The sequence below is a fragment of the Corynebacterium sp. AOP40-9SA-29 genome (assembly GCF_052377405.1).
Taxonomy (GTDB): Bacteria; Actinomycetota; Actinomycetes; order Mycobacteriales; family Mycobacteriaceae; genus Corynebacterium.
Genome location: NZ_JBQSWR010000001.1, coordinates 144,599 through 169,212, shown reverse-complemented (window position 1 = coordinate 169,212; position 24,614 = coordinate 144,599). Strand labels below are relative to the sequence as shown.

Below are 24,614 nucleotides of genomic sequence, written 5' to 3'. Positions count from 1 at the left end.
TTCCTCTTTCGTCCCGCGTCGGACGCCGCCCCGTCCTCCCCGTTCCCCGGGGAGGACGGGGCGTTTTCGTGCGTCTACGCAGTGCGACCGCTCAGTACCCTCGCTGGCGCAACTGCCCGAGGACGGGCAGGACGCGGGCGACGACGTGCGGGTGGGCGCGGCGGTAGGCGCCGTCCTCCCCGCCGTCGCTGTCCGACAGACGCTCGAGAACGAGGTCGAAAGTGCGCGGTGAGTAGCAGATGGAGAGGTGGTCGCTCCAGTCGCCGGAGTTGCCGTCGGACTGGACACAATGGTTGCGCACGCTTGCGCCCTCGCCGGGTGTGAGGAACTGGGTACGCCACGGGGTCACGACCTCGTCGTAGCGGGTCCCGATCATCGTGTAGTCGATTCCGGGGACGGTGTGGCCGTCGCGGTTGATGTGGTTGATGACATCGGAGTCCACGATCTGGTCCTCGGCACATCCGCCGAGGATGCTGCGCACGATCCGGGAGACATCGATCCGGCCGCGCAGGGCCTCGCGGAGCTTTACGGTGAGCGTGGCGAGGCCCATCATCGTGGTGCCGTTGCCGGCGCCGGCGAGTCCAATGATGTTGCGGATCTTGGGTTCTCCACCGGCGAACCGGCCCTCGTGCTCGGTTGCGAGCATCCGAGCCTGTGCGGAGCCCTGTGAATGTCCGATCACGTCCACCTTCTCGGCACCGGTGGCGTCCAGGACCCGGTCGATGAAGGCCCCGATGTCCTCGGTGGCGTTGAGCAGGGGACCGCTGGCGAAACAGCAGGCTCGGCGGCCCAGGAGGCTCTCGTGGTCGTTGCCGTAGTTGAGCGCGAAGACGCGATAGCCGCGCGCGATGAGTTTCGGGGCGATATACGACCAGGTGCCGTAGGAGTTCATCCACGTGCCGTGGAGTAGGACGATCGGTATCGGGTGTTCCTCGGGCATCGGTGTCTCCCAATCGTTCACCCCGCCGGGGAGGGGTTCGGGTTGCCCCCACGACCGGAGAAAGGCGGAGAGGAAGAACCGGTGGTCGGGGACGCCGGCAGGAGCGGAGGCAAGGGAAGTCATGTTCACGAAACTACCTCCCGCGGCGGCTCAGGGCGGGGATTTTGCGGTTCATGTGTGTCGGTCTATAGTGATGCGAGAAGTTTGATCGCGGGTACGCCCGCGAACGTTCAAGTTTCACCGGAGACCGTCGGTCGACGTCTCACCCGGGCAGCACCGGGAGAGTCGGACGAAGGACCATCACCGTCAAGGCGATGGCGACCCACGCAGGGAAACACGGAACACGCCGAGCATCGGCGGGCCCATCGGGTTCGCGAGAATCGCTCCAAGCGCCCCGTGCCCTGTGGCACGGGGCGTCACTGTTTGTCACGGAGGGTCGTTCAGGACACCGTCTGGTCGCACCACCGACAGACATCAGGAAGGAGGCGAGAGTATGGCAAACGCAAAGAACACCGCATCGGTCGCGGAGCTCACCGCACGTTTCGAGAACGCCAGTGCCACCGTGCTTACCGAGTACCGTGGCCTGACCGTCGCTCAGACGACGGAGCTGCGCAAGGCCCTGGGTTCCGAGGTCACCTACTCCGTCGCCAAGAACACCATGATCAAGCTGGCTGCTAAGCAGGCCGGCGTCGAGATCGCTGATGAACTGCTCACCGGACCTACTGCCGTCGCCTTCATCCAGGGCGAGGCAGTTGACGCCGCCAAGGCGTTCAAGAAGTTCGGTGCGGATCACAGCGCCCTCGTGATCAAGGGCGGCAACATGGACGGCAATCCGCTGTCCGCTGCCCAGGTTGAGGCAATCGCCGAGCTGGACAACCGCGAGACCACCCTGGCCAAGCTGGCCGGCGCCCTGCAGGGCTCCCTCAGCAAGGCTGCTGGGCTGTTCAACGCCCCGGCTTCCCAGGTTGCACGGCTCACCGCCGCGCTCCAGGAGAAGAAGGAAGCTGCCTGATCTTTCAGGCTGCTTAACCCCCATACGTAACAAAACCTGTTCCCGGCCGCGTCCGGTCGGGACAAAGAAAGGAAGCCGACATGGCTAAGTTCACCAACGACGAACTGCTCGAGGCCTTCAAGGAGATGACTCTGATCGAGCTCTCTGAGTTCGTCAAGCTCTTCGAGGACACCTTCGACGTCACCGCTGCCGCCCCGGTCGCCGCTGCTGCCGCTCCGGCCGCTGCTGCTGCCGAGGAGGAGGAGAAGGACGAGTTCGACGTCGTTCTCGAGGATGCCGGCGCCAAGAAGATCGGCGTGATCAAGGTTGTCCGCGAGCTCGTCTCCGGCCTGGGCCTGAAGGAGGCCAAGGAGCTCGTCGAGGGCGCACCGAAGGCTCTGCTCGAGGGTGCATCCAAGGATGACGCCGAGGCTGCCAAGACCAAGCTCGAAGAGGCCGGCGCCAAGGTTTCCCTCAAGTAGGAGAAACTCGGCTTACGCCGCTTTCGCACCACCCCCGTCAGGGACGTCCACGCGACGTTCCCGGCGGGGGTTGTGTCGTATGTACTCCCGGACACGTCGACCACTACGATGGTCCGCATGCTTCCGAGATCTCGTGTCACCGCAGTCCTCGTCCTGGGACTGGGGTGTCTCCTCCTTGTCCTCGGCATCGCGCTGCCGGTTCTCGTACCGCCGGAGCGTCCCGTGCCCCTGGAACTCAGCGAGTCGCAGCTGACGCTGCACGACGACGAAGCGCGCGTCGGTACGTCCTACCTGGGTAACGGTGACGAGGCGGTCACCGCGCCGGTGACCAAGACCTACGCGGTGTCATTGGGGGAGCCGGCGGACGACGACGCGGCGGCGGCGACCGTCGGTGTGACCGCCGTGCGCGACGATATGGAGGGCGGCGACGCCCTGTTGGACGCCGAGGTCTGGAGCTACCGCGTCGACCGCATGACCGGTGCGTCGCTGGGGGACGCGAAGGTCGCGGACACGCCGGGGACGCCCGCGGTGGCGAGCGAGGTCACCGGCCAATGGCTGGCTTTCCCGCGTAATACCGAGCAGGAGGAGTACCCGGTCTTCGACAATCTGCTGCGCCGCGAGGTGCCCGCGCAGTTCGTCCAGACCGAGGACGTCGACGGCTCGGAGGTCTACGTCTTCCGGCAGGACTTCGACGCCGAGCCGGTGCGTCAGGCGAATCCGGGCTACTACCGGTCGACGTCGACCACGGCGGACGGGGCGTCCTCCTCGCTGTACCGCAACGGCTACAAGGAGTACCGCGTGGAGCCAGGGAGCGGCATGATCGTCTCCGTCACCGAGGACATCCAGGACGTCTACGTGCCGGACGCACCGACGCAGGACGGCGAGGACGCGACTCCTGAGCTGCTGAGTTCCTTCAATGGCGCGACGCCGGACGCCGAGCGCGACGACCTGCTGCGACAGGCGGCGGAGTTGGGGGAGGACCGTCCCACGCGCGGTTGGGGTATTGTGCTGACCGTCACGGGTGCTATCGTGGCACTCGGTTCGGCGGTGGTGGCCTTGCGGCCACAGCGTGCCCAGCGGTCTGGGACGTCAAAGTCGTCGGAGTAGCCGGGTCGTCGTCGAGGATGGCCGAGAGGTTGCACGGTTCACGGGTGGGTGAACCGGGTGTGTCGCAGGGGTGGACATACGCCTACGGGTGATATACGATCGATCGTTGCGCTGGATTGACGTCTGGTGATGTTGCGACAATAGCAGTACACGACCTTGATGAGTGAAGGCATGGAGGGGATCGACATGGTCACGGCACGGCGGAACGCCAGGGTGCCAGACCGCGCCGGTCCGGTCCGGACCGGTGACTTGACAAGGTCCATCAACTGTTTCCGGACCAAGGTTCGCAACTGACCCGGTCACCGCCAATCCCCACAGAACCCCACAGATTTCCACAGACCACCGCAGACCGTACGCTCATAGCAACCGTGTCGGCCACCGCCCCAGGATCCGTCCCCTCGGAACCAGGCGACCGGCAGGCACGTGAGGTGCTGGAAGGACCCCATCTTGGCAGTCTCCCGCCTGACCAGTTCCACCCCGGGAATTCCCGGAGCTTCGCAACGTCACTCGTTCGCGAAGATCGACGCCCCGATCGAGGTTCCCGGTCTTCTCGACATCCAGAGGGACTCTTTCGCCTGGCTCGTCGGCACGCCGCAGTGGCGCGCCCGTAAGCAGGCTGAGGCCGGGGAGGGCGTTCGCATCACCTCCGGTCTCGAGGACATCCTCGAAGAGCTGTCCCCTGTCGAGGACTACTCCGAGAACATGTCCCTGGTCCTGTCCGAGCCGCGCTTCGACGACGTGAAGAACACCGTCGACGAGTGCAAGGACAAGGACATCAACTACTCGGCTCCGCTGTACGTCACCGCGGAGTTCACCAACGCGACCTCTGGTGAGATCAAGAGCCAGACCGTCTTCATCGGCGATTTCCCGATGATGACGGACAAGGGCACCTTCATCATCAACGGCACCGAGCGTGTCGTGGTCTCGCAGCTCGTCCGTTCCCCGGGCGTGTACTTCGACGAGTCCATCGACCCCGGTACCGAGCGTCCGCTGCACTCCGTGAAGGTCATCCCTTCGCGCGGCGCATGGCTGGAGTTCGACGTCGACAAGCGCGACACCATCGGTGTGCGCATCGACCGTAAGCGTCGCCAGCCGGTCACCGTGCTGCTGAAGGCCCTGGGTCTCAGCGCCGAGGAGATCACGGAGCGCTTCGGCTTCTCCGAGATCATGATGTCCACCCTCGAGAAGGATGGCGTCGCCAACACCGACGAGGCTCTGCTGGAGATCTACCGCAAGCAGCGTCCCGGCGAGTCGCCCACGCGCGACTCCGCTCAGGCTCTGCTGGAGAACAGCTTCTTCAACTCCCGTCGCTACGACCTGGCGAAGGTGGGCCGGTACAAGGTCAACCGCAAGCTGGGTCTGGGCACCGGTGGCGAGGGCCCCATGACCCTCACCGAGCAGGACATCCTGACCACCATCGAGTACCTGGTGCGTCTGCACTCCGGCGAGCGCGACATGACGTCCCCGGACTCCATGGAGATCCCGCTGGGCACCGACGACATCGACCACTTCGGTAACCGTCGTGTGCGTACCGTCGGCGAGCTGATCCAGAACCAGATCCGCGTGGGCCTGTCGCGCATGGAGCGTGTCGTGCGCGAGCGCATGACCACGCAGGACGCGGAGTCGATCACCCCGACCTCGCTGATCAACGTGCGTCCGGTCTCTGCCGCGATCCGTGAGTTCTTCGGCACCTCCCAGATGTCGCAGTTCATGGACCAGAACAACTCCCTGTCGGGTCTGACGAATAAGCGTCGTCTCTCCGCACTGGGCCCCGGTGGTCTGTCGCGTGAGCGCGCCGGCCTCGAGGTGCGAGACGTGCACCCGTCCCACTACGGTCGTATGTGCCCGATTGAGACCCCTGAGGGTCCGAACATCGGTCTGATCGGTTCGCTGGCGTCCTACGCCCGGGTGAACCCGTTCGGCTTCATCGAGACTCCTTACCGTCGTGTGGAGAACGGTCAGATCACCGACGTGGTCGACTACCTCACCGCCGATGAGGAAGACCGCCACATCATCGCCCAGGCGAACACGTCCTACAACGCGGACAAGCAGTTCGTCGAGGAGCAGATCGAGGTTCGTCTGCGTGGCGGCGACGTGGAGGTCGTCCCGGCCAACAAGGTCGACTACATGGACGTCTCGCCGCGTCAGATGGTCTCCGTGGCGACCGCCATGATTCCGTTCCTGGAGCACGACGACGCCAACCGTGCCCTGATGGGTGCGAACATGCAGCGTCAGGCCGTGCCGCTCCTGCGCGCCGAGGCCCCCTTCGTGGGCACCGGTATGGAGCAGCGCGCCGCCTACGATGCCGGCGACGTCATCGTCTCCCCGAAGGCCGGAGCCGTGGAGTTCGTCTCCGCCGACTACGTCACCATCATGGATGACGACGGCGTGCGCGACACCTACATGCTGCGCAAGTTCGAGCGCACCAACCAGGGCACCTGCTACAACCAGAAGCCGCTCGTCAGCCAGGGCGACCGCGTCGAGGCCGGCCAGGCCATCGCCGACGGCCCCGGTACCGACAACGGTGAGATGGCGCTGGGCCGCAACCTGCTCGTGGCCATCATGCCGTGGGAGGGCCACAACTACGAGGACGCCATCATCCTCAACCAGCGCATGGTTGAGCAGGACATCCTCACCTCGATCCACATCGAGGAGCACGAGATCGATGCCCGCGACACCAAGCTCGGGCCGGAGGAGATCACCCGCGACATCCCCAACGTGGGTGACGACGTGCTCGCCGACCTGGACGAGCGCGGCATCGTGCGCATCGGTGCGGACGTCCGCGACGGCGACATCCTCGTCGGTAAGGTCACGCCCAAGGGCGAGACCGAGCTGACCCCGGAGGAGCGCCTGCTGCGCGCCATCTTCGGTGAGAAGGCCCGCGAGGTTCGCGACACCTCCATGAAGGTGCCCCACGGCGAGACCGGCAAGGTCATCGGCGTGCGCGTGTTCTCCCGCGAGGACGACGACGACCTGTCGCCCGGCGTCAACGAGATGGTTCGCGTGTACGTCGCCCAGAAGCGCAAGATCCAGGACGGCGACAAGCTCGCCGGCCGCCACGGCAACAAGGGTGTCGTCGGTAAGATCCTGCCCGCCGAGGACATGCCGTTCCTGCCGGACGGCACCCCGGTCGACATCATGCTGAACACCCACGGTGTTCCCCGTCGTATGAACATCGGTCAGGTTCTGGAGACCCACCTTGGCTGGCTGGCGAAGAACGGCTGGGCCGTGGACGTCGACTCCGAGGACGAGACGATCAAGGCCATGATGGAGACCCTCCCTGAGGATCTCTACGACGTGCCCGCCGACTCGCTCACCGCCACCCCGGTGTTCGACGGTGCGTCCAACGAGGAGCTCTCCGGCCTGATGAAGTCGGTGCGTCCGAACCGTGACGGCATCCGCCTGACGGACGGCGACGGCAAGGCCGAGCTCATCGACGGACGCTCCGGCGAGCCGTTCCCGTACCCGGTCTCCGTGGGCTACATGTACATGCTCAAGCTGCACCACCTCGTGGACGAGAAGATCCACGCGCGTTCCACCGGTCCGTACTCCATGATCACCCAGCAGCCGCTCGGTGGTAAGGCGCAGTTCGGTGGCCAGCGCTTCGGTGAGATGGAGGTGTGGGCCATGCAGGCATACGGCGCGGCCTACACCCTGCAGGAACTGCTGACCATCAAGTCGGATGACGTCGTGGGCCGTGTGAAGGTGTACGAGGCCATCGTCAAGGGCGAGAACATCCCGGACCCGGGCATCCCGGAGTCCTTCAAGGTTCTGCTCAAGGAGCTGCAGTCGCTGTGCCTCAACGTCGAGGTGCTCGCGGCCGATGGTTCCCCGATGGAGCTCAGCTCCACGGACGACGATGAGCTGGATCACGCCAACGCCGCCCTGGGCATTAACCTGTCCCGCGATGAGCGTCCGGACGCCGACAGCGACGTGGGCTAGCCCCCACCACCAGACAACGACCTTTTTTCACTGCACCACCCGTACTACCGCCCTCCGTATGAAGACGGAGGGGAAAGGGAGTCCACGTGCTGGACGTCAACTTTTTTGACGAACTGCGTATCGGTCTCGCGACCGCCGACGACATTCGTCGTTGGTCCCACGGCGAGGTCAAGAAGCCGGAGACCATCAACTACCGCACCCTGAAGCCCGAGAAGGACGGTCTGTTCTGCGAGCGGATCTTCGGGCCGACCCGTGACTGGGAGTGTGCCTGCGGCAAGTACAAGCGAGTCCGTTACAAGGGCATCATCTGTGAGCGCTGTGGCGTTGAGGTGACGAAGTCCAAGGTGCGCCGTGAGCGCATGGGCCACGTCGAGCTTGCCGCCCCGGTTACCCACATCTGGTACTTCAAGGGCGTGCCCTCTCGTCTGGGCTACCTGCTGGACCTGGCGCCGAAGGATCTCGAGAAGATCATCTACTTCGCCGCGAACATCATCACCTCGGTGGATGCCGAAGGTCGTCACAACGACCAGACCACCCTCGAGGCTGAGATGCTGGTGGAGAAGAAGGAGGTCGAGAACGAGCGCGACTCCGACCTCGCCGAGCGTTCCGAGAAGCTCGAGGCCGACCTGGCCGAGCTCGAGGCTGCCGGCGCTAAGGCCGACGCCAAGCGCAAGGTTCAGACCTCCGCCGAGCGCGAGATGCGCCACATCCGTGAGCGCGCCGAGCGCGAGGTCGAGCGTCTCGACGAGATCTGGAACACCTTCGTCAAGCTCGCCCCGAAGCAGATGATCGTGGACGAGGGCATCTACACCGAGCTCGTTGACCGCTACGAGGACTACTTCACCGGCGGCATGGGCGCGGAGTCCATCCAGAGCCTCATCCGCTCCTTCGACCTCGAGGCTGAGGCCGACAAGCTGCGCGAGATCATTCGCGACGGCAAGGGCCAGAAGAAGCTGCGCGCCCTCAAGCGCCTGAAGGTCGTCGCCGCGTTCCTGCGTTCCGGCAACGATCCGGCCGGCATGGTTCTGGACGCTGTCCCGGTGATCCCGCCGGAGCTGCGCCCGATGGTGCAGCTCGACGGTGGCCGCTTCGCGACCTCCGACCTCAACGACCTCTACCGTCGTGTGATCAACCGCAACAACCGCCTCAAGCGCATGCTCGACCTCGGCGCCCCCGAGATCATCGTGAACAACGAGAAGCGCATGCTGCAGGAGTCCGTTGACGCGCTCTTCGACAACGGTCGTCGTGGCCGCCCGGTCACGGGCCCCGGCAACCGTCCGCTGAAGTCGCTCTCCGATCTGCTCAAGGGCAAGCAGGGCCGCTTCCGTCAGAACCTGCTCGGTAAGCGTGTCGACTACTCCGGTCGTTCGGTGATTATCGTCGGTCCGCAGCTGAAGCTGCACCAGTGTGGTCTGCCCAAGCAGATGGCCCTGGAGCTCTTCAAGCCCTTCGTGATGAAGCGCCTGGTCGAGAAGTCTTACGCGCAGAACATCAAGTCCGCCAAGCGGATGGTGGAGCGCCAGCGCCCCGAGGTGTGGGACGTGCTCGAGGACGCCATCGCCGAGCACCCGGTGATGCTGAACCGTGCGCCTACCCTGCACCGCCTGGGTATCCAGGCCTTCGAGCCGGTGCTCGTCGAGGGTAAGGCCATCCAGCTGCACCCGCTGGCCTGTGAGGCCTTCAACGCCGACTTCGATGGTGACCAGATGGCTGTGCACCTGCCGCTGTCGGACGAGGCCCAGGCCGAGGCCCGCATCCTGATGCTCGCCTCGAACAACATCCTGTCCCCGGCGTCCGGTAAGCCCCTGGCTATGCCGCGTCTGGACATGGTCACCGGTCTGTACTTCCTGACGCTGCAGAAGTCCGTGGACGAGATCGGCGGCCAGGGTGCCTACACCCCGGCCGACGAGAACGGTCCCGAGCGCGGCGTGTACTCCACCCTCGCCGAGGCCATCATGGCCCGCGACCGTGGTGTGCTGGGTCTGCAGGCTCCGATCAAGGTCCGTATCGACCACCTGCGTCCGCCGGCGGACGTCGAGGCCGAGCGGTTCCCCGACGGCTGGCAGAAGGGGGAGGTGTGGCTCGCCCACACCACCCTCGGCCGCGTGCTCTTCAACGACTTGCTGCCGTGGAACTACCCCTTCGTCGACGATGTCATGGCTAAGAAGCCGCAGGCCGCGGTCATTAACGACCTCGCCGCGAAGTACCCGATGATCACGGTCGCGCAGACCGTGGACAAGCTCAAGGACGCCGGTTTCTACTGGGCGACCCGTTCCGGTGTGACCATCACCATGCACGACGTGCTGGTCCTGCCGAACAAGAAGGAGATCCTCGACCGTTACGAGGAGCGTGCCCGCGTCATCGAGAAGAAGATGGCACGCGGCAAGATCAACGGAACGGAGCGGTACAACTCCCTGGTCGACCTGTGGAAGGAAGCCACCGACTTCGTCGGTGAGTCCGTCGAGCAGCTCTACCCGGACGACAACCCGATCCCGATGATCGTGAAGTCCGGCGCGGCCGGCAATATGCGTCAGATCTGGACGCTGGCCGGTATGAAGGGCATGGTCACGAACTCGCGTGGTGACTACATCACGCGTCCGATCAAGACCTCCTTCCGTGAAGGCCTGTCGGTGCTGGAGTACTTCAACAACTCCCACGGTTCGCGTAAGGGCCTGGCCGATACCGCGCTGCGTACCGCCGACTCGGGTTACCTGACCCGTCGTCTGGTGGATGTCGCGCAGGACGTCATCGTCCGCGAGGATGACTGCACCACGACCAAGGGTGTCACCATCCCGCTGGCCGAAGCTGTGCCGGACGCCGAGGGCAACCCGACCGGGAAGTTCCGTCGTGCGGAGTTCGTCGAGACCGCGGCCACCGGCCGTTTCCTCGCCGCCGACGCCGTGGACCCCGAGGGCAACGTCGTCATCCCGGCCGGCCAGGACCTCGGCGACCCCGAGATCCAGCAGCTCGTTGACGCCGGCGTCGCCACGCTGAAGGTCCGCTCCGTGATGACCTGTGACACCGCCACCGGTGTCTGCGCGACCTGCTACGGCCGGTCCATGGCGACCGGTAAGAAGGTCGACATCGGCGAGGCCGTCGGCATTGTCGCCGCCCAGTCGATTGGTGAGCCGGGTACCCAGCTGACCATGCGTACGTTCCACCAGGGTGGTGTCGGTGGAGACATCACCGGCGGTCTGCCCCGTGTGCAGGAGCTCTTCGAGGCTCGTGTGCCGAAGGCCAAGGCGCCCATCGCGTCCGTCGACGGCAAGGTGCGTATCGAGGACGACGACAACTTCTACACGCTGACCATCATCCCGGCCGATGGCTCGGACGAGGTCGTGTACGAGAAGCTGTCCAAGCGTCAGGGGCTCGCGGTCATCAAGGTTGGTGACTTCGAGCGTCAGATCAAGCAGGGCGACACCGTGTCCCGTGGCCAGCAGCTGCTCAAGGGTTCTGCTGACCCGCACGAGGTGCTCCGCGTGATGGGTCGCCGTGGCGTCCAGCAGCACCTGATCAACGAGGTCCAGAAGGTCTACCGCGATCAGGGTGTGGCCATCCACGACAAGCACATCGAGATCATCGTGCGCCAGATGCTGCGCCGCGTGACGGTCATCGACTCCGGTTCGACCGAGTACCTGCCCGGTTCCCTCGTCGACCACGCCGATGCCGTGTCTGCCTCGAAGGCTGCGGTTCAGACCGGTGGACGTCCGGTCGAGGTGCGTGCCGAGATCATGGGTATCACCAAGGCCTCGCTCGCCACCGACTCCTGGCTGTCGGCCGCCTCCTTCCAGGAGACGACCCGTGTGCTGACGGACGCTGCGATCAACAAGCGCTCCGACAAGCTCATCGGCCTCAAGGAGAACGTGATCATCGGTAAGCTGATCCCGGCCGGTACCGGTATCTCCAAGTACCGCAACATCGCGGTCGAGCCGACCGAGGAAGCCCGCGCTGCCGCCTACCAGCTGCCGTCCACCTTCGGTGACGGTTTCTACGGTGACGACTCGTACGGTGAGTTCACCGGCGCTGCCGTCCCGCTGGACGACATCGACCTGAACTGACGGTTCTCGCCGCCGGACATCCGGCGGCACTGACCGTGTAGCAGTCACAAGCCCGGCCCCGACTGGGGGCCGGGCTTGAGTCGTGTCTGGGGGAGGGGGTGGGGTGCGGTTTGGTCGCTATACGGGTGTATTACTACGACGGCCAAGCGCGGTGAACTGAAAGGGCAGTTCGGCCCCTTGGGCCCGTGCCCGGGGACGATATCTGGTACCTCCGTATCATTGCGGCCTCGTGGGACCCCGGAGTCGGCGGGGGTTGGAATTTGGTGGTATGCGGCGTCTCGGGTAGTGTCAGGCCACAGTCCCAGTTATCAGGACGCGTCTGCCGGTTCTTCCGGTTGGATATGAACTTCTACCCCGTAGGCCAGCGAGAGCGGCTGAGGGGTTTCGGCACGTTCAAAACAAAGACGCGACTGACACAGCAGGGAAATGATCTCGAAGAAGGTCTCGTCCGACCACGAGGGTCCACCGGCATCAGTACCGGGAGAGCCCGGGGTTCCGGCAGGACACGAACAAGCAGAAAGTCGGTTTATGCCTACTATCCAGCAGCTGGTCCGTAAGGGCCGCCACGACAAGTCTGTCAAGACTGCCACGGCTGCGCTGAAGGGCTCGCCCCAGCGTCGTGGCGTGTGCACCCGCGTGTACACCACCACCCCGAAGAAGCCGAACTCGGCTCTTCGTAAGGTCGCCCGTGTGCGACTGACCTCCGGCATCGAGGTCTCCGCCTACATCCCCGGTGAGGGCCACAACCTCCAGGAGCACTCCATGGTGCTCGTTCGTGGTGGTCGTGTGAAGGACCTCCCGGGTGTCCGTTACAAGATCGTCCGCGGCTCCCTCGATACCCAGGGTGTCAAGGACCGCAAGCAGGCCCGTTCCCGCTACGGCGCCAAGAAGGAGAAGTAGAATGCCGCGTAAAGGTCCCGCACCCGCACGTCCCGTCGTCGAAGATCCGGTATACGACGACGTCATCGTCTCCCAGCTCGTGAACAAGGTTCTGCTGGACGGCAAGAAGTCCACCGCCGAGCGCATCGTCTACGGTGCCCTCGAGGCCTGCCGCGACAAGACCGGTACCGACCCGGTCCTGACGCTGAAGAAGGCCCTCGACAACGTGAAGCCGGCCCTCGAGGTCCGCTCCCGTCGTGTCGGTGGCGCCACCTACCAGGTCCCGGTCGAGGTCCGTCCCGGTCGCTCCACCACCCTGGCCCTGCGTTGGCTGGTCACCTTCACCCGTCAGCGTCGTGAGAACACCATGACCGAGCGTCTCGCGAACGAGATCCTGGACGCCTCCAACGGTCTCGGTGCCTCCGTCAAGCGTCGCGAGGACACCCACAAGATGGCCGAGGCCAACCGCGCCTTCGCCCACTACCGCTGGTGATCTGAGAGGGGCCACCCCCAGGGTGGTCCCTCCCGGCCGGCGTGGAACCTGCGTGGTCGCCCGGTCGATGGCACAATCATCTACGACATTCCAACAACACCGAGGGAATAGACTGTGGCACAAGAAGTGCAGAAGGACCTGAAGAAGGTCCGCAACATCGGCATCATGGCGCACATCGATGCTGGTAAGACCACGACGACCGAGCGCATCCTCTACTACACCGGCATCAACCGCAAGGTTGGAGAGACCCACGACGGTGCATCCACCACCGACTGGATGGAGCAGGAGAAGGAGCGTGGCATCACGATCACCTCCGCCGCCGTCACCTGTTTCTGGGATGAGAACCAGGTCAACATCATCGATACGCCCGGCCACGTCGACTTCACCGTCGAGGTCGAGCGCTCCCTGCGCGTCCTCGACGGCGCCGTTGCCGTCTTCGACGGCAAGGAGGGCGTTGAGCCCCAGTCGGAGCAGGTCTGGCGTCAGGCCGACAAGTACGACGTCCCCCGCATCTGCTTCGTCAACAAGATGGACAAGCTGGGCGCGGACTTCTACTTCACCGTTCAGACCATCATCGACCGTCTCGGTGCCAAGCCGTTGGTCATGCAGCTCCCGATCGGCGCCGAGGACGACTTCGACGGCGTCATCGACCTGCTGACCATGAAGGCCATCACCTGGCGCGGCCGCGTCGAGGTTGGCGCTGAGCCGACCTACGAGGAGATCCCCGCCGAGCTCGCCGACAAGGCTGCCGAGTACCGCGAGAAGCTCCTTGAGTCCGTCGCTGAGTCCGACGAAGCCCTCATGGAGAAGTACTTCGCGGGCGAGGAGCTCTCCCTCGAGGAGATCAAGGCTGCCATCCGCAAGCTGACGATCAACTCCGAGATCTACCCCGTGCTCTGTGGTACCGCGTACCACAACAAGGGCATCCAGCCGGTGCTGGACGCGGTCATCGACTACCTCCCGTCCCCGCTGGACGTCGAGAACATCCAGGGCCACAAGCCGGGCCACGATGACGTCGAGATGTCTCGCAAGCCCAATGACGACGAGCCCTTCTCCGCTCTCGCCTTCAAGATCGCCGCTCACCCGTTCTTCGGCAAGCTCACCTTCGTGCGCGTCTACTCGGGCAACGTCGAGCCGGGCCAGCAGGTCCTGAACGCCGTCACCGGTAAGAAGGAGCGCGTTGGCAAGCTCTTCCAGATGCACGCCAACAAGGAGAACCCGGTCGACAAGGCTCACGCCGGTAACATCTACGCGATGATCGGTCTCAAGGAGACCACCACCGGTGATACCCTCTGCGACCTCAATGATCCGATCCTCCTGGAGTCCATGGACTTCCCGGACCCGGTCATCAAGGTCTCCATCGAGCCGAAGACCAAGTCGGACCAGGAGAAGCTGGGTGTCGCCATCCAGCGCCTGACCGAAGAGGACCCGACCTTCACGGTTAACCTCGACGACGAGACCGGCCAGACCATCATCGGTGGTATGGGCGAGCTGCACCTCGACGTCTTCGTTGACCGCATGAAGCGCGAGTTCAAGGTCGAGGCCAACGTGGGTGCCCCGCAGGTCGCGTACCGCGAGACCATCCGCAAGCCCGTCGAGAAGATCGAGTTCACCCACAAGAAGCAGACCGGTGGTTCCGGTCAGTTCGCTAAGGTGATCATCGCTCTCGAGCCGTACAACCCGGATCCCGAGGAGCTGGAGGAGGGCGAGGACGCGAACTACAAGTTCGTCAACGCCGTCACCGGTGGCCGCATCCCCCGTGAGTACATCCCCTCGGTGGACGCCGGCATCCAGGACGCCATGCAGTACGGCTTCCTGGCGGGCTTCCCGCTGGTCGACATCAAGGCCACCCTGATCGACGGTCAGTACCACGACGTCGACTCCTCGGAGATGGCGTTCAAGATCGCCGGTTCCCAGGCCCTGAAGGAAGGCGTCGCCAAGGCGAAGCCGGTCCTGCTCGAGCCGCTGATGGCTGTCGAGGTCACCACCCCTGAGGAGTTCATGGGTGAGGTCATCGGCGACATCAACTCCCGTCGTGGCCAGGTCTCGGCCATGGAGGATCGCTCCGGCGCCAAGGTCGTCAAGGGCAAGGTCCCGCTGTCCGAGATGTTCGGCTACGTCGGCGACCTGCGGTCCAAGACCCAGGGTCGTGCGAACTACACCATGATCTTCGACTCCTACGGTGAGGTTCCCTCCTCCGTGGCGACCGAGATCATCGCGGAGCGCACGGGCAACGCCTAGTTTTCCGCAGCAGTCTTCGGCCTCGGCCGAAGATTGCGACCTCGTCCTCCCCGAGGAGTCCAACGCCGGCTATGTGCTGGTCACGCCGGACGTCCACGGGGGAGGGTAGGGGTCAGCACCCGGTATCCTCGTAACCTGCCGTCACCACGCGGTTTTCGCTGCGGCGCAGGTTGCAGTAGGATGCAGAGTGCTGGCCGTTACCCAGCACCTGCGTGTAGGCAGGAAGCCCTTTCAGTCCCGCCGTTCCGGTGCGGGGATGTTACGGCCGCCAACGCGCTGTACGATGCTGTAATCGGCACAATGAAAGACCCGGTGTTCCGGCTGCTGCACCAGCAGTGGACCCGGTACCGGAGTACATAATCCCCGTGGCTGCGAAAGTCGTAGTCACCGAAGAGTCCAGGAGGACACCACAGTGGCGAAGGCTAAGTTCGAGCGTACTAAGCCGCACGTTAACATCGGCACCATCGGTCACGTCGACCACGGCAAGACCACGACGACTGCCGCTATCACGAAGGTTCTGGCTGACACCTACCCGGAGCTCAACCAGGCCTTCGCATTCGACGCCATCGACAAGGCGCCGGAGGAGCGTGAGCGTGGCATCACGATCAACATCTCCCACGTGGAGTACCAGACCGAGAAGCGCCACTACGCACACGTGGATGCGCCGGGTCACGCCGACTACATCAAGAACATGATCACCGGTGCTGCTCAGATGGACGGTGCGATTCTCGTCGTCGCCGCCACTGACGGCCCGATGCCGCAGACCCGCGAGCACGTTCTGCTGGCTCGCCAGGTTGGCGTTCCCTACATCCTCGTTGCGCTGAACAAGTGCGACATGGTTGACGATGAGGACCTCATCGAGCTCGTCGAGATGGAGGTCCGTGAGCTCCTGGGCGAGCAGGACTACGACGAAGAGGCCCCGATCGTCCAGATCTCCGCTCTGAAGGCGCTTGAGGGCGACCCGAAGTGGACCCAGGCTATCGTCGACCTCATGCAGGCTTGCGACGATTCCATCCCGGATCCGGAGCGCGAGACCGACAAGCCGTTCCTGATGCCCGTCGAGGACATCTTCACGATCACCGGCCGCGGCACCGTGGTTACCGGTCGTGTCGAGCGTGGCGAGCTGAAGCTCAACGACGAGATCGAGATCATCGGCATCCGCGAGAAGTCCACCAAGACCACGGTGACTTCCATCGAGATGTTCAACAAGCTGCTGGATTCGGCTGAGGCCGGCGACAACGCCGCTCTGCTGCTCCGCGGTCTGAAGCGCGAGGACGTCGAGCGCGGCCAGGTTATCGCCAAGCCCGGCGCATACACCCCGCACACCGAGTTCGAGGGCTCCGTCTACATCCTGTCCAAGGATGAGGGCGGCCGCCACACCCCGTTCTTCGACAACTACCGCCCGCAGTTCTACTTCCGCACCACCGACGTCACCGGCGTCGTGAAGCTGCCGGAGGGCACCGAGATGGTCATGCCCGGCGACAACGTCGACATGAACGTCACGCTGATCCAGCCGGTCGCCATGGACGAGGGCCTGCGGTTCGCCATCCGTGAGGGTGGCCGCACCGTCGGCGCCGGCCGTGTCACCAAGATCACCAAGTAGTCTGATCTGATCTGACAGGGTCCGTCCCCGCGCTTCGGCGCGATGGACGATTCTAAGGACTGCCTCCTCCCGTGTCCGCACGGTTGGGGGCAGTCCTTTTTGCATGCCCGGGCGTCCTCCGTGGTCCTCCCCTCGGCCGTAGGGGAGGGGCCATGCAGCGCGATCACCCCTCCAGGTAGGCAAATGGGCCGAAAGGCTGCTTGGAAGGGTGGTTAATTCACTGGGCGCCCCAGCCATGTAGCGCGATCACCCCTCCAGGTAGGCAAATAGGCCGAAAGGCTGCCTGGGAGGGTGATTATTCCACGCGAGACTAGGCCCGCCGCTGCGCCCCACCCACCTGCCAATATCCTGGCAACGCGCGACCGCCACCTCCAAGGGTGAACGCCATTGTCCCGAGTTGCGCTGCAAAGATGCTACTCAGGTGTCCGGTAGGGGACAGTAGGGGCCATTCTTCGCGCTTGTGACAAATGACATAGATAGGTCTGCCATGCGTGAAGCAAGGGTAGGGTACGCTGTTGCCGCCATTGCTTATAGCGGTATACCCTCACACACCCACTAGGAGGACATCGTGCTTCCCGCGATTGCACCTTACCCGCTGCCCGCCGCCGATTCCCTGCCACGCAACCGTGCAGACTGGCAGCTGGATGCCCCTCACGCAGCTCTGCTCATCCATGACATGCAGGAGTATTTCATCGACGCCTTTGGCTCGGATTCGCCGATGGTCGCCACGGTCATCGAGAATATCCGCGCACTCCGGGAGGCTGCGGATGCCGCGGGCGTCCCGGTGTTCTACACCGCGCAGCCGCCGAACCAGGATCCGTCTGACCGCGGGCTGCTCGGTGACTTCTGGGGCCCCGGCCTCACCAACGACGGACGCCAGGCGATTGTCAACGACCTCGCCCCTCGCGACGGCGACACGGTGCTCACCAAGTGGCGCTATGATGCCTTCTCCCGCTCGGACTTCGAGGAGATCCTCGCCGGTGACGGCCGCGACCAGCTCATCATCGTCGGTGTGTACGCGCACATCGGTTGCCTGACCACGGCAACGTCGGCGTTTATGCGAGACGTCAAGCCCTTCCTCATCGCCGACGCGATGGCGGACTTTACCCCGGAGGATCACTCGCACACCCTGGACTTCGCTGCCTCGAGGTGTGGTCTTGTCACGGATACCGCCTCGGCCGTCGGCCAATTGGCACAGTTCGCACGTCCCGCCGCACCGGTCGGGGCGCGTGGTTAATGTGTCCCATGTTTTTGTCACGGGCGCGGCGGGCGGCATCGGCAGCGCCGTCGTGACCCAACTTCTAGAGGCCGGTCACACGGTCTCTGCGGCGGACGTCTCCCATGACCCCGGTATCACCGAGGTCGACATGGCGCTGCCGGGCAATCTCCATCACGTGGGGTTGGACGTCACCGACTCCCACCAGGTCGCAAAGATTGTCGAGGACGTGTGGTCCTCCGTTGGCCCGGTCGATGCCCTCGTCAATGGTGCCGGTGTGATCGCCGGGGGGCCGGGCGCGGATGCCAGCGACGAGGACTGGGATCGCCAGTTCGCCGTCAACGCCTTCGGTGTCTTCGCCCTGTGCCGCGCAGTCGGCCCGCGGATGGCAGAGCGCGGTGGCGGTTCGATCGTCACGATCGGTTCGAACGCCGGCTCCGTGCCGCGTTCCAGGATGGCCGCCTATGCCGCGTCCAAGGCTGCCGCCAGTAGTGTGACCAGGTCCTTTGGGCTGGAGCTGGGGCCCCGAAATGTGCGGTGTAACGTTGTCTGCCCAGGCACCACCCGCACGTCGATGATCGACGGTCTTGGCTCGGAAGAGTCGTTGGTCGCCGGTCAGCCGGAGATCTTCAAGTCGGGTATCCCGCTGGGGCGTATAGCGGATCCGTCCGATATCGCCTCAGTCGTCGTCTTTCTCACCGGTGACGGTTCCCGTCACATGACTCTCCAGGAGGTGGTCGTTGATGGTGGTGCCAGCCAGCGTTGACCCGCGTACCGATGACATGTTGTTCGAGTTCTCCACGCCGGAGTACCGGTTGTCTGCCCGTGGCGTGAAGCAGGTCGTTGACCCCGGCCTCTGGAACGGCGATAGCGTCGCCGATGCCGTCGAGTCCCTGCTCGTGCATCTGGGCAACGAGGGCCCCGTGGTTGGCTGCATCCCCTTCGACACCGGACGCCCCGCCGTCCTCTACGTGCCGGAGGAAGTCACCTGGCGGGAGGGGTCCGTGGGTGGTGTGGCGCAGGACGCACCGACGCAGGACGCTGCGACGTCCTCAAGCGTCGCCGCGGCGCCGCTGTCGCTGCCGGATTCGCCCGGCTATCGCCGCGCGGTCGCCAGCGCCGTGGAACGGATCGAGGCCGACGAGCTCAAGAAGGTCGTGCTCGCCAGGACAGCATCATTGGAGGCGGAGCAGGACTTCGACCTCGACCGCCTGGTCGCCGATCTCGGTGCGTCGAACCCGCATGCCTATATCTACCGCGCCGCCCTCGGGGAGGCGCAGGGATCGCTGGTGGGGGCGAGCCCTGAGCTCGTCCTGCGTAGTCGGCGCGGTGCGGTCACGAGTTTCCCGTTGGCTGGTTCGGTGCCGCGGGATCGTCAGCACCCCGAGCGCGATCGGGACCTGACCCGCAACCTCCTGACCTCGCCGAAGGACCGTGCCGAGCACGGTCATGTGGTCCACCAGGTGGGGGAGGTATTCCACCGTCATGCGAACAACGTGGTGGTGCCGGAGGCGCCGAGCGTGGTGTCCACCCCGGTGATCCTGCATCTGGGCAGTCGGATCACCGGCCGGTTGCCGGGGGTTGGTTCTCCGGCGGCGGTGATGAAGATGCTGTACGACCTGCACCCCACGCCTGCGGTGTGCGGCTGGCCCACGGCCACCGCCCGAGAGGTCATCGGAGAGCTGGAGGACTTTGACCGCGGTATGTACTCCGGTCTGGTGGGTTGGGTGGACGCCAATGGCAACGCCGAGTGGGCGTTGTCCTTGCGCGGCGGGGTGGTGGACGGACCGAGGGCCCAGCTCTTCGCCGGGGCCGGCATCGTCGCCGGTTCCGTGCCGGAGGAAGAGCATGAGGAGACGGCGACGAAGTTCGCCACCTTCGCCCGCGTCCTGCAGAACCAGCAGCGCCGCGCCGTCAGTGTCTAGGTAAAAGTAGGAAAGCCTGGCCTAAAGTGTGCGACTGTGTCATGATCCCCTCATGACGTTGTTCTCGCACCCCTCAGCCATCACTTCCACTAGCCACGCCCGCCGCCGCGCGGCGTCCGGCGTCCTCGCCGCAGCCCTGCTTCTCGCGGTGCCCGCATGCAGTTCCGGCGGGGAGGACGGCTCCGGCTCTAACTCCGGCTCAGCCACGGACGTGGCAGACGGGGAATTCCGCACGGTGACGGATTCCGAGGGCAATGAGGTGGAGGTCCCGGCGAACCCGCAGACCATCGTCACCCTGCACTTCGCCGCCGTGCAGGCACTCCTCGACCTGGGGACGGAACCCGCCGGCCAGAACGGCGAGGCCACGAGGTCCCTGCTCACCGAGGAGCAGTTCGAGCGCATGAAGGACGTCACGGACATCGGCCGGGATGGTCAGGCGGACCTCGAGGCCATCGCGGCGCTGGAACCCGACCTGATCCTCGTGCCGAATATGGTGGACGAGGAGATGGTGGAGAAACTACGGGAGCTCGCTCCGTCCTACATCTACACCCACTCCGGACCCGACCGGGCGAACTGGTCCGGCCGGGTGGCGCAGATCGCGGACGCGATCAATCGCACCGACCGCTACGAGGAGCTCGAAGAGGAACTGCGCGCCCGTCAGGAGGACGTCGCCGACACCTATGGTGATGAGCTGGCCGACCGGCGGGTGGCTTTCTTCGCCTCCTACAACGACCAGGAGATCACCGCGATGGGCTCCGGCAGCATGGCCGGCGAGATCATCACGCCGGCGGGTGCCCGCTTCGCTGACGGCATCGACGACGCCACCCGCGACGCCGACGGCTGGGAGCAGGCGATGTCTGCGGAGAATCTCAGTTCGGTGCTCGGCGATGCGGACGTGGTCTTCTACGGGACAGGATTCGACGGAGCGACGACCGACTCCCTGGACACCCTGATGGAGTCGACCGCCTTCCGTGACCTCGAGGCCTCGCGACAGGGGGAGGTCTACCCGCTGGGCAAGGGGACCATCGCGGGATTCACCGATGCCTTTGACGTGCTCGACAATCTCGAGGCCGCGGTCGAGGACGCCTCCGCCAACTGACCTGTGAGGCGTATGCTGGCCGGTCATGCGACTGTGGAGCCTTCACCCCTCGACCCTCGACCGTGCTGCACTCGTCGCCTGCTGGCGTGAGGCGTTGCTGGCCCAGAAGGTGCTGGAAGGCGGGACGAAGGGCTACACCGCCCACCCGCAGCTCCGTCGGTTTCGTGCGCAGGACGCTCCGACGGAGGCGATCGCCGCCTACCTGTGGGCGGTGCGCGAGGAGGCCACGGCCCGGGGATATAGCTTCGACGGCACCCGAATCCACGGAACGGCGACGCCGGACGACCTCCCACCGATCACCGTCACTACCGGGCAGCTCGCCTACGAACTGGAGCACCTGCGTCGCAAGGTGACCGAGCGTGCGCCAGAGTGGCTGGACAACCTGCCGGACGCGAGCCTCCCGGACGACAAGATCCCCGCCCACCCGCTGCTGCAGGTTGTGGCGGGGGATGTCGAGGACTGGGAGGTGGTCAGCGACCCCCGGCGGTAGCGTTCTCGTGCTCCGGGTTCACCGCGGAGACTACGTTCTTCTCCGCCCGCGGATCCAGGGGCACGATATTCGGCGTGCCCGTCACCGGGTCGGGGACCACCAGGGCGCGCAGTCCGAAGACCTCCTCGACGAGCTCCGGGGTCATCACGTCCTGCGGGGCGCCGGTCGTGATGATCTTCCCGTCGCGCATCACGATGAGGTGCCCGGCGTAGCGGCAGGCTTGGTTGAGGTCGTGGAGCACGGTGACCACAGTCTTGCCCTCGTCGTGGAAGGTACGCAGCAGTTCCATCAGCTCGTACTGGTGGGCGATATCCAGGAACGTCGTCGGCTCGTCGAGCAGCATGATCGGCGTTTGCTGAGCCAGCAACATCGCTACCCACACGCGCTGACGCTGCCCGCCGGACAACTCGGAGACGAGACGGCCGGACAGCACATCGGTGCGGGTGGCCTCCAGGGCCTCCTTCACCGCCTTCTCGTCCTCACGCGACCACTGGTGGAACAGCGACTGGTAGGGGGCGCGACCGCGGGCGACGAGGTCGGCGACGCGGATGCCCTCCGGTGCCAGCGAGGTCTGCGGGAGCAGGCCGAGCTGCCGGGCGACGTCCTTCGCACCGTAGGACGAGATCTTCTTGTCGTCGAGCAGCACCTCACCCTTCGTGGGGGAGAGCACGCGGGCGAGTGCGCGGAGCAGGGTCGACTTTCCGCAACCGTTGGGACCGATGATGGCGGTGAACGACTCATGCGGGATGTCCACCGAAAGGTCGGTGGAGATGATTCGCTGGTCGTAGCCGATGGTGGTGTCGACGGCCTTGAGGCGGGTCGAGGGGCCGTGCTGTGAGTCAGTCATTCGAAGTTCCCGTTAGTTGGTCTGTTTCGGTGCGCCGTACTGTTTACGGGCTTCGCGGACGAGCAGCCCGATCATGTACACGCCACCCACGCTCACGGTCAGCAGACCGACGGGGATGGAGCGGTAGAACTGGGCGATCACCAGCGAGAGGAAGTGCGCGAAGGTGAGTAGTGCGGCGCCCACCGCGGCGGCACCGAGCACGGTGACGCCTGGGGTGCCGGCGATGCGTCGGGCGAGCTGCGGGGCGACCAGGGCGATGAAGCCGATCGGCCCGGCTGCCGCGGTGACCAGAGCGGTCGTGGCGACACCGGTGACCATCAGGGCCAGTCGGGTGCGCTCCACGTTCACGCCCTGAGTGGTGGCGGCGTCGTCCCCGAGCTCCATCTGCTTGAGCGCCGGGGCCAGCAAGGCGATCAGGACAATGACCAGGATGCCGATCGCCAGGACGGGCAGCAGGGACTGCCAGGTGACGCGGTTGATCGAGCCGGCGGACCAGAAGCCGACCATCATGGCGTCCTCCACATCGGCGCGGGTGATCAGGTAGGCGTTCAGCGAGCCGAGGGTGGCGGAGACGCCGATGCCCACGATGATCAGCCGGAAGCTCTGTACCGTCTTGTTCCTCCTGGCCAGCAGGAAGACCACGAAGGCGGTAAGCACGCCGCCGATGATCGCGGCGATAGCAATGTTCCAGTAGGCGGTGGAGCCAATGACCAACATGGTCAGCGTCACGGCGGTATAGGAGCCCGCGTCGAAGCCGATGATGTCCGGTGAACCCAGCGGGTTGCGGGTCATCGACTGGAAGACCGCGCCTCCGATGCCGAGTAGCGCGCCGAAGAACACCGCGGAAATGGCCACTGGCATACGCCACTCCACCACCACGATGCGGTGGAAGCGCTCACCGTTGCCGATGATGGCGTTGAACACCTCCATCGGGTTGAGCGGGTACTGGCCGATACCGATGGACACCAGGGCGAGCAGTGCGGCCGAGCCAATGAACAGGCAGGCCACGACGCCCGAGCGGATGTGGAAGCGGTGGTCGGTGAACGGGGTCCGTACGGTGCGGGTGGCGTAGCCGAAGTCGATGGTGCTGTCGGCATCTTTCGGCGCGTTCTTAAGGGGAGTCTTCACAGTCCGCTCGCATTCTTCCGTCGGACCAGGGCGATGAGCACCGGAGCACCGATGACGGCGGTGAGAATGCCGACCTCGATCTCACCGGGGCGGGCGATGACGCGGCCCAGGGTGTCGGCCAGCATCACCATGATTGGCCCGCCGAGCAGACAGTAGAAGAAGATCCAGCGTTGGTCCGGCCCCACGATCCAGCGCACCACGTGGGGCACCATCAGCCCGACGAAGCCGATGCCACCGGTCAGTGCGGTGGCCCCGCCGGCGAGCACGGTGACGGCGAGGATGGTGACGACTCGGGCCCGGACGACCTTCGTGCCCAGGGAGGCGGCGAGGTCATCGCCCAGGGCGATGGAGTTCAGGTCGGTGGATACCAGCACAGCCAGGACGAACCCGAGCAGCAGGAAGGGGATCACGGCCTGTGCGTCGCCAAGGGAGGTGCGTGCCACGGAGCCGAGGTTCCAGTTACGGATGGCCTCGAAGGTGTCGGGGTCAATGAGCTGCAGGAAGCTGGTCACACCGCCGAACACGGCGGCCAGGGCCACACCCGCCAGAACGAGGGTCGCGGGGTTCGCCCCACGCGAGCCCCCGGCCACGCCGATGACGTAGACGAGCACGGTGGTGGCCGCGGCGCCGAGGAAGGCGAACCAGATGTACTGGGTGATACCGGCGATGCCGAAGATGCCGACACCGACGGTGACGGCCAGGCCCGCGCCGGCGTTCACGCCGAGGATGCCGGCGTCCGCCAGCGGGTTTCGGGTGAGCGCCTGGATGAGTGCGCCGGACAGGGCGAAGGCGGCTCCGGTGAGGATGCCGATGATGGTCCGGGGGAAGCGTTGGTCCCACACGATGTAGGACGCCTCGTTCTCTCCGCGGTTCCAGATCGCCTCCCACACATCGGCGTAGGGGATCGGGTTGGCGCCGTGGGCGAGGCTGGCGATGAAGGCCAGGAACAGGATGACGAGCAGGACGACCAGCCCGATGGCCCGTTTCGCGTACAACCCGGTGGTCGCGGAGGACGCTACGGCCTTGTCCTTCCCGTTCTCGTCGGCATCATCGGGGGGCGGGGCCTGCGAGGTGTCCAGGGTGTGTGTCATTAGTGCGTGAGCGGTCCCGGGACAGCCGGGAACCCCGTTCTTCCTTCTCGTAGTCGGCGTGGAGCGGACCACGTATAAGGGT

At 65.2% G+C, this 24,614-nt stretch carries 18 protein-coding genes; 14 read left to right on the top strand and 4 right to left on the bottom strand.

The window, feature by feature from the left end; genetic code table 11:
* Positions 1 to 91: 91 nt before the first annotated feature.
* Positions 92 to 1,063: an esterase/lipase family protein gene (locus ACT3SZ_RS00820; RefSeq protein WP_444615937.1), complete on the bottom strand. Its 972-nt coding sequence runs from the start codon at positions 1,061 to 1,063 to the stop codon at positions 92 to 94.
* Positions 1,064 to 1,433: 370 nt separating this feature from the next.
* On the opposite strand from ACT3SZ_RS00820, the gene rplJ reads away from it, so the two are divergent.
* The 14 genes from rplJ to ACT3SZ_RS00750 all read left to right on the top strand — a co-directional run bounded on the left by rplJ (position 1,434) and on the right by ACT3SZ_RS00750 (position 21,466).
* Positions 1,434 to 1,952 (top strand): 50S ribosomal protein L10, encoded by a 519-nt coding sequence (gene rplJ, locus ACT3SZ_RS00815; protein ID WP_444615936.1) that lies wholly within the window; start codon positions 1,434 to 1,436, stop codon positions 1,950 to 1,952.
* An 80-nt stretch (positions 1,953 to 2,032) separates the two neighbouring features.
* On the top strand, positions 2,033 to 2,413 hold the full coding sequence (gene rplL / locus ACT3SZ_RS00810; RefSeq protein WP_301443000.1) for a 50S ribosomal protein L7/L12: 381 nt from the start codon (positions 2,033 to 2,035) through the stop codon (positions 2,411 to 2,413).
* A gap of 117 nt (positions 2,414 to 2,530) precedes the next feature.
* Positions 2,531 to 3,520: a DUF3068 domain-containing protein gene (locus tag ACT3SZ_RS00805; RefSeq protein WP_444615934.1), complete on the top strand. Its 990-nt coding sequence runs from the start codon at positions 2,531 to 2,533 to the stop codon at positions 3,518 to 3,520.
* 423 nt (positions 3,521 to 3,943) lie between these two features.
* On the top strand, positions 3,944 to 7,462 hold the full coding sequence (gene rpoB / locus ACT3SZ_RS00800) for a DNA-directed RNA polymerase subunit beta (RefSeq protein WP_444615933.1): 3,519 nt from the start codon (positions 3,944 to 3,946) through the stop codon (positions 7,460 to 7,462).
* 86 nt (positions 7,463 to 7,548) lie between these two features.
* Positions 7,549 to 11,520 (top strand): DNA-directed RNA polymerase subunit beta', encoded by a 3,972-nt coding sequence (locus tag ACT3SZ_RS00795; RefSeq protein ID WP_444615931.1) that lies wholly within the window; start codon positions 7,549 to 7,551, stop codon positions 11,518 to 11,520.
* Positions 11,521 to 12,048: 528 nt separating this feature from the next.
* Positions 12,049 to 12,420: a 30S ribosomal protein S12 gene (gene rpsL, locus ACT3SZ_RS00790; protein ID WP_444614789.1), complete on the top strand. Its 372-nt coding sequence runs from the start codon at positions 12,049 to 12,051 to the stop codon at positions 12,418 to 12,420.
* Between the two features lies 1 nt (position 12,421).
* Positions 12,422 to 12,892, top strand: a complete 471-nt coding sequence (rpsG, locus tag ACT3SZ_RS00785) for a 30S ribosomal protein S7 (protein WP_444615930.1) — start codon at positions 12,422 to 12,424, stop codon at positions 12,890 to 12,892.
* Between the two features lie 114 nt (positions 12,893 to 13,006).
* A complete protein-coding gene (fusA, locus tag ACT3SZ_RS00780; RefSeq protein WP_444615928.1) occupies positions 13,007 to 15,133 on the top strand; it encodes an elongation factor G in 2,127 nt (708 codons plus the stop codon).
* A gap of 412 nt (positions 15,134 to 15,545) precedes the next feature.
* Positions 15,546 to 16,736, top strand: a complete 1,191-nt coding sequence (gene tuf / locus ACT3SZ_RS00775; protein ID WP_444615926.1) for an elongation factor Tu — start codon at positions 15,546 to 15,548, stop codon at positions 16,734 to 16,736.
* A gap of 568 nt (positions 16,737 to 17,304) precedes the next feature.
* Positions 17,305 to 17,973, top strand: a complete 669-nt coding sequence (locus ACT3SZ_RS00770) for an isochorismatase family protein (protein WP_444615925.1) — start codon at positions 17,305 to 17,307, stop codon at positions 17,971 to 17,973.
* A complete protein-coding gene (locus ACT3SZ_RS00765) occupies positions 17,888 to 18,718 on the top strand; it encodes an SDR family oxidoreductase (RefSeq protein WP_444615924.1) in 831 nt (276 codons plus the stop codon). The genes ACT3SZ_RS00770 and ACT3SZ_RS00765 overlap by 86 nt, the downstream gene beginning before the upstream one ends.
* Positions 18,696 to 19,877 carry an isochorismate synthase gene (locus ACT3SZ_RS00760; RefSeq protein ID WP_444615922.1) on the top strand — a complete coding sequence of 394 codons (1,182 nt, stop codon included), beginning with the start codon at positions 18,696 to 18,698 and terminating at the stop codon, positions 19,875 to 19,877. The genes ACT3SZ_RS00765 and ACT3SZ_RS00760 overlap by 23 nt, the downstream gene beginning before the upstream one ends.
* 52 nt (positions 19,878 to 19,929) lie before the next feature.
* Complete coding sequence (locus ACT3SZ_RS00755; RefSeq protein WP_444615921.1) at positions 19,930 to 20,976, top strand: ABC transporter substrate-binding protein; 1,047 nt, start codon at positions 19,930 to 19,932, stop codon at positions 20,974 to 20,976.
* A 25-nt stretch (positions 20,977 to 21,001) separates the two neighbouring features.
* Complete coding sequence (locus ACT3SZ_RS00750; protein WP_444615920.1) at positions 21,002 to 21,466, top strand: pyrimidine dimer DNA glycosylase/endonuclease V; 465 nt, start codon at positions 21,002 to 21,004, stop codon at positions 21,464 to 21,466.
* Here the strand turns inward: ACT3SZ_RS00750 and ACT3SZ_RS00745 are convergent.
* Genes ACT3SZ_RS00745 through ACT3SZ_RS00735 form a run of 3 tightly spaced genes read right to left on the bottom strand, consistent with a single transcriptional unit; the run spans position 21,447 to position 24,532 of the window.
* Positions 21,447 to 22,313 carry an ABC transporter ATP-binding protein gene (locus tag ACT3SZ_RS00745; protein ID WP_444615918.1) on the bottom strand — a complete coding sequence of 289 codons (867 nt, stop codon included), beginning with the start codon at positions 22,311 to 22,313 and terminating at the stop codon, positions 21,447 to 21,449. The genes ACT3SZ_RS00750 and ACT3SZ_RS00745 overlap by 20 nt on opposite strands.
* Before the next feature lie 12 nt (positions 22,314 to 22,325).
* Positions 22,326 to 23,441 carry a FecCD family ABC transporter permease gene (locus ACT3SZ_RS00740; RefSeq protein WP_444615917.1) on the bottom strand — a complete coding sequence of 372 codons (1,116 nt, stop codon included), beginning with the start codon at positions 23,439 to 23,441 and terminating at the stop codon, positions 22,326 to 22,328.
* Positions 23,438 to 24,532, bottom strand: a complete 1,095-nt coding sequence (locus tag ACT3SZ_RS00735) for a FecCD family ABC transporter permease (protein ID WP_444615916.1) — start codon at positions 24,530 to 24,532, stop codon at positions 23,438 to 23,440. Before ACT3SZ_RS00735 ends, ACT3SZ_RS00740 begins: the two co-directional genes overlap by 4 nt.
* Positions 24,533 to 24,614 lie beyond the last annotated feature (82 nt).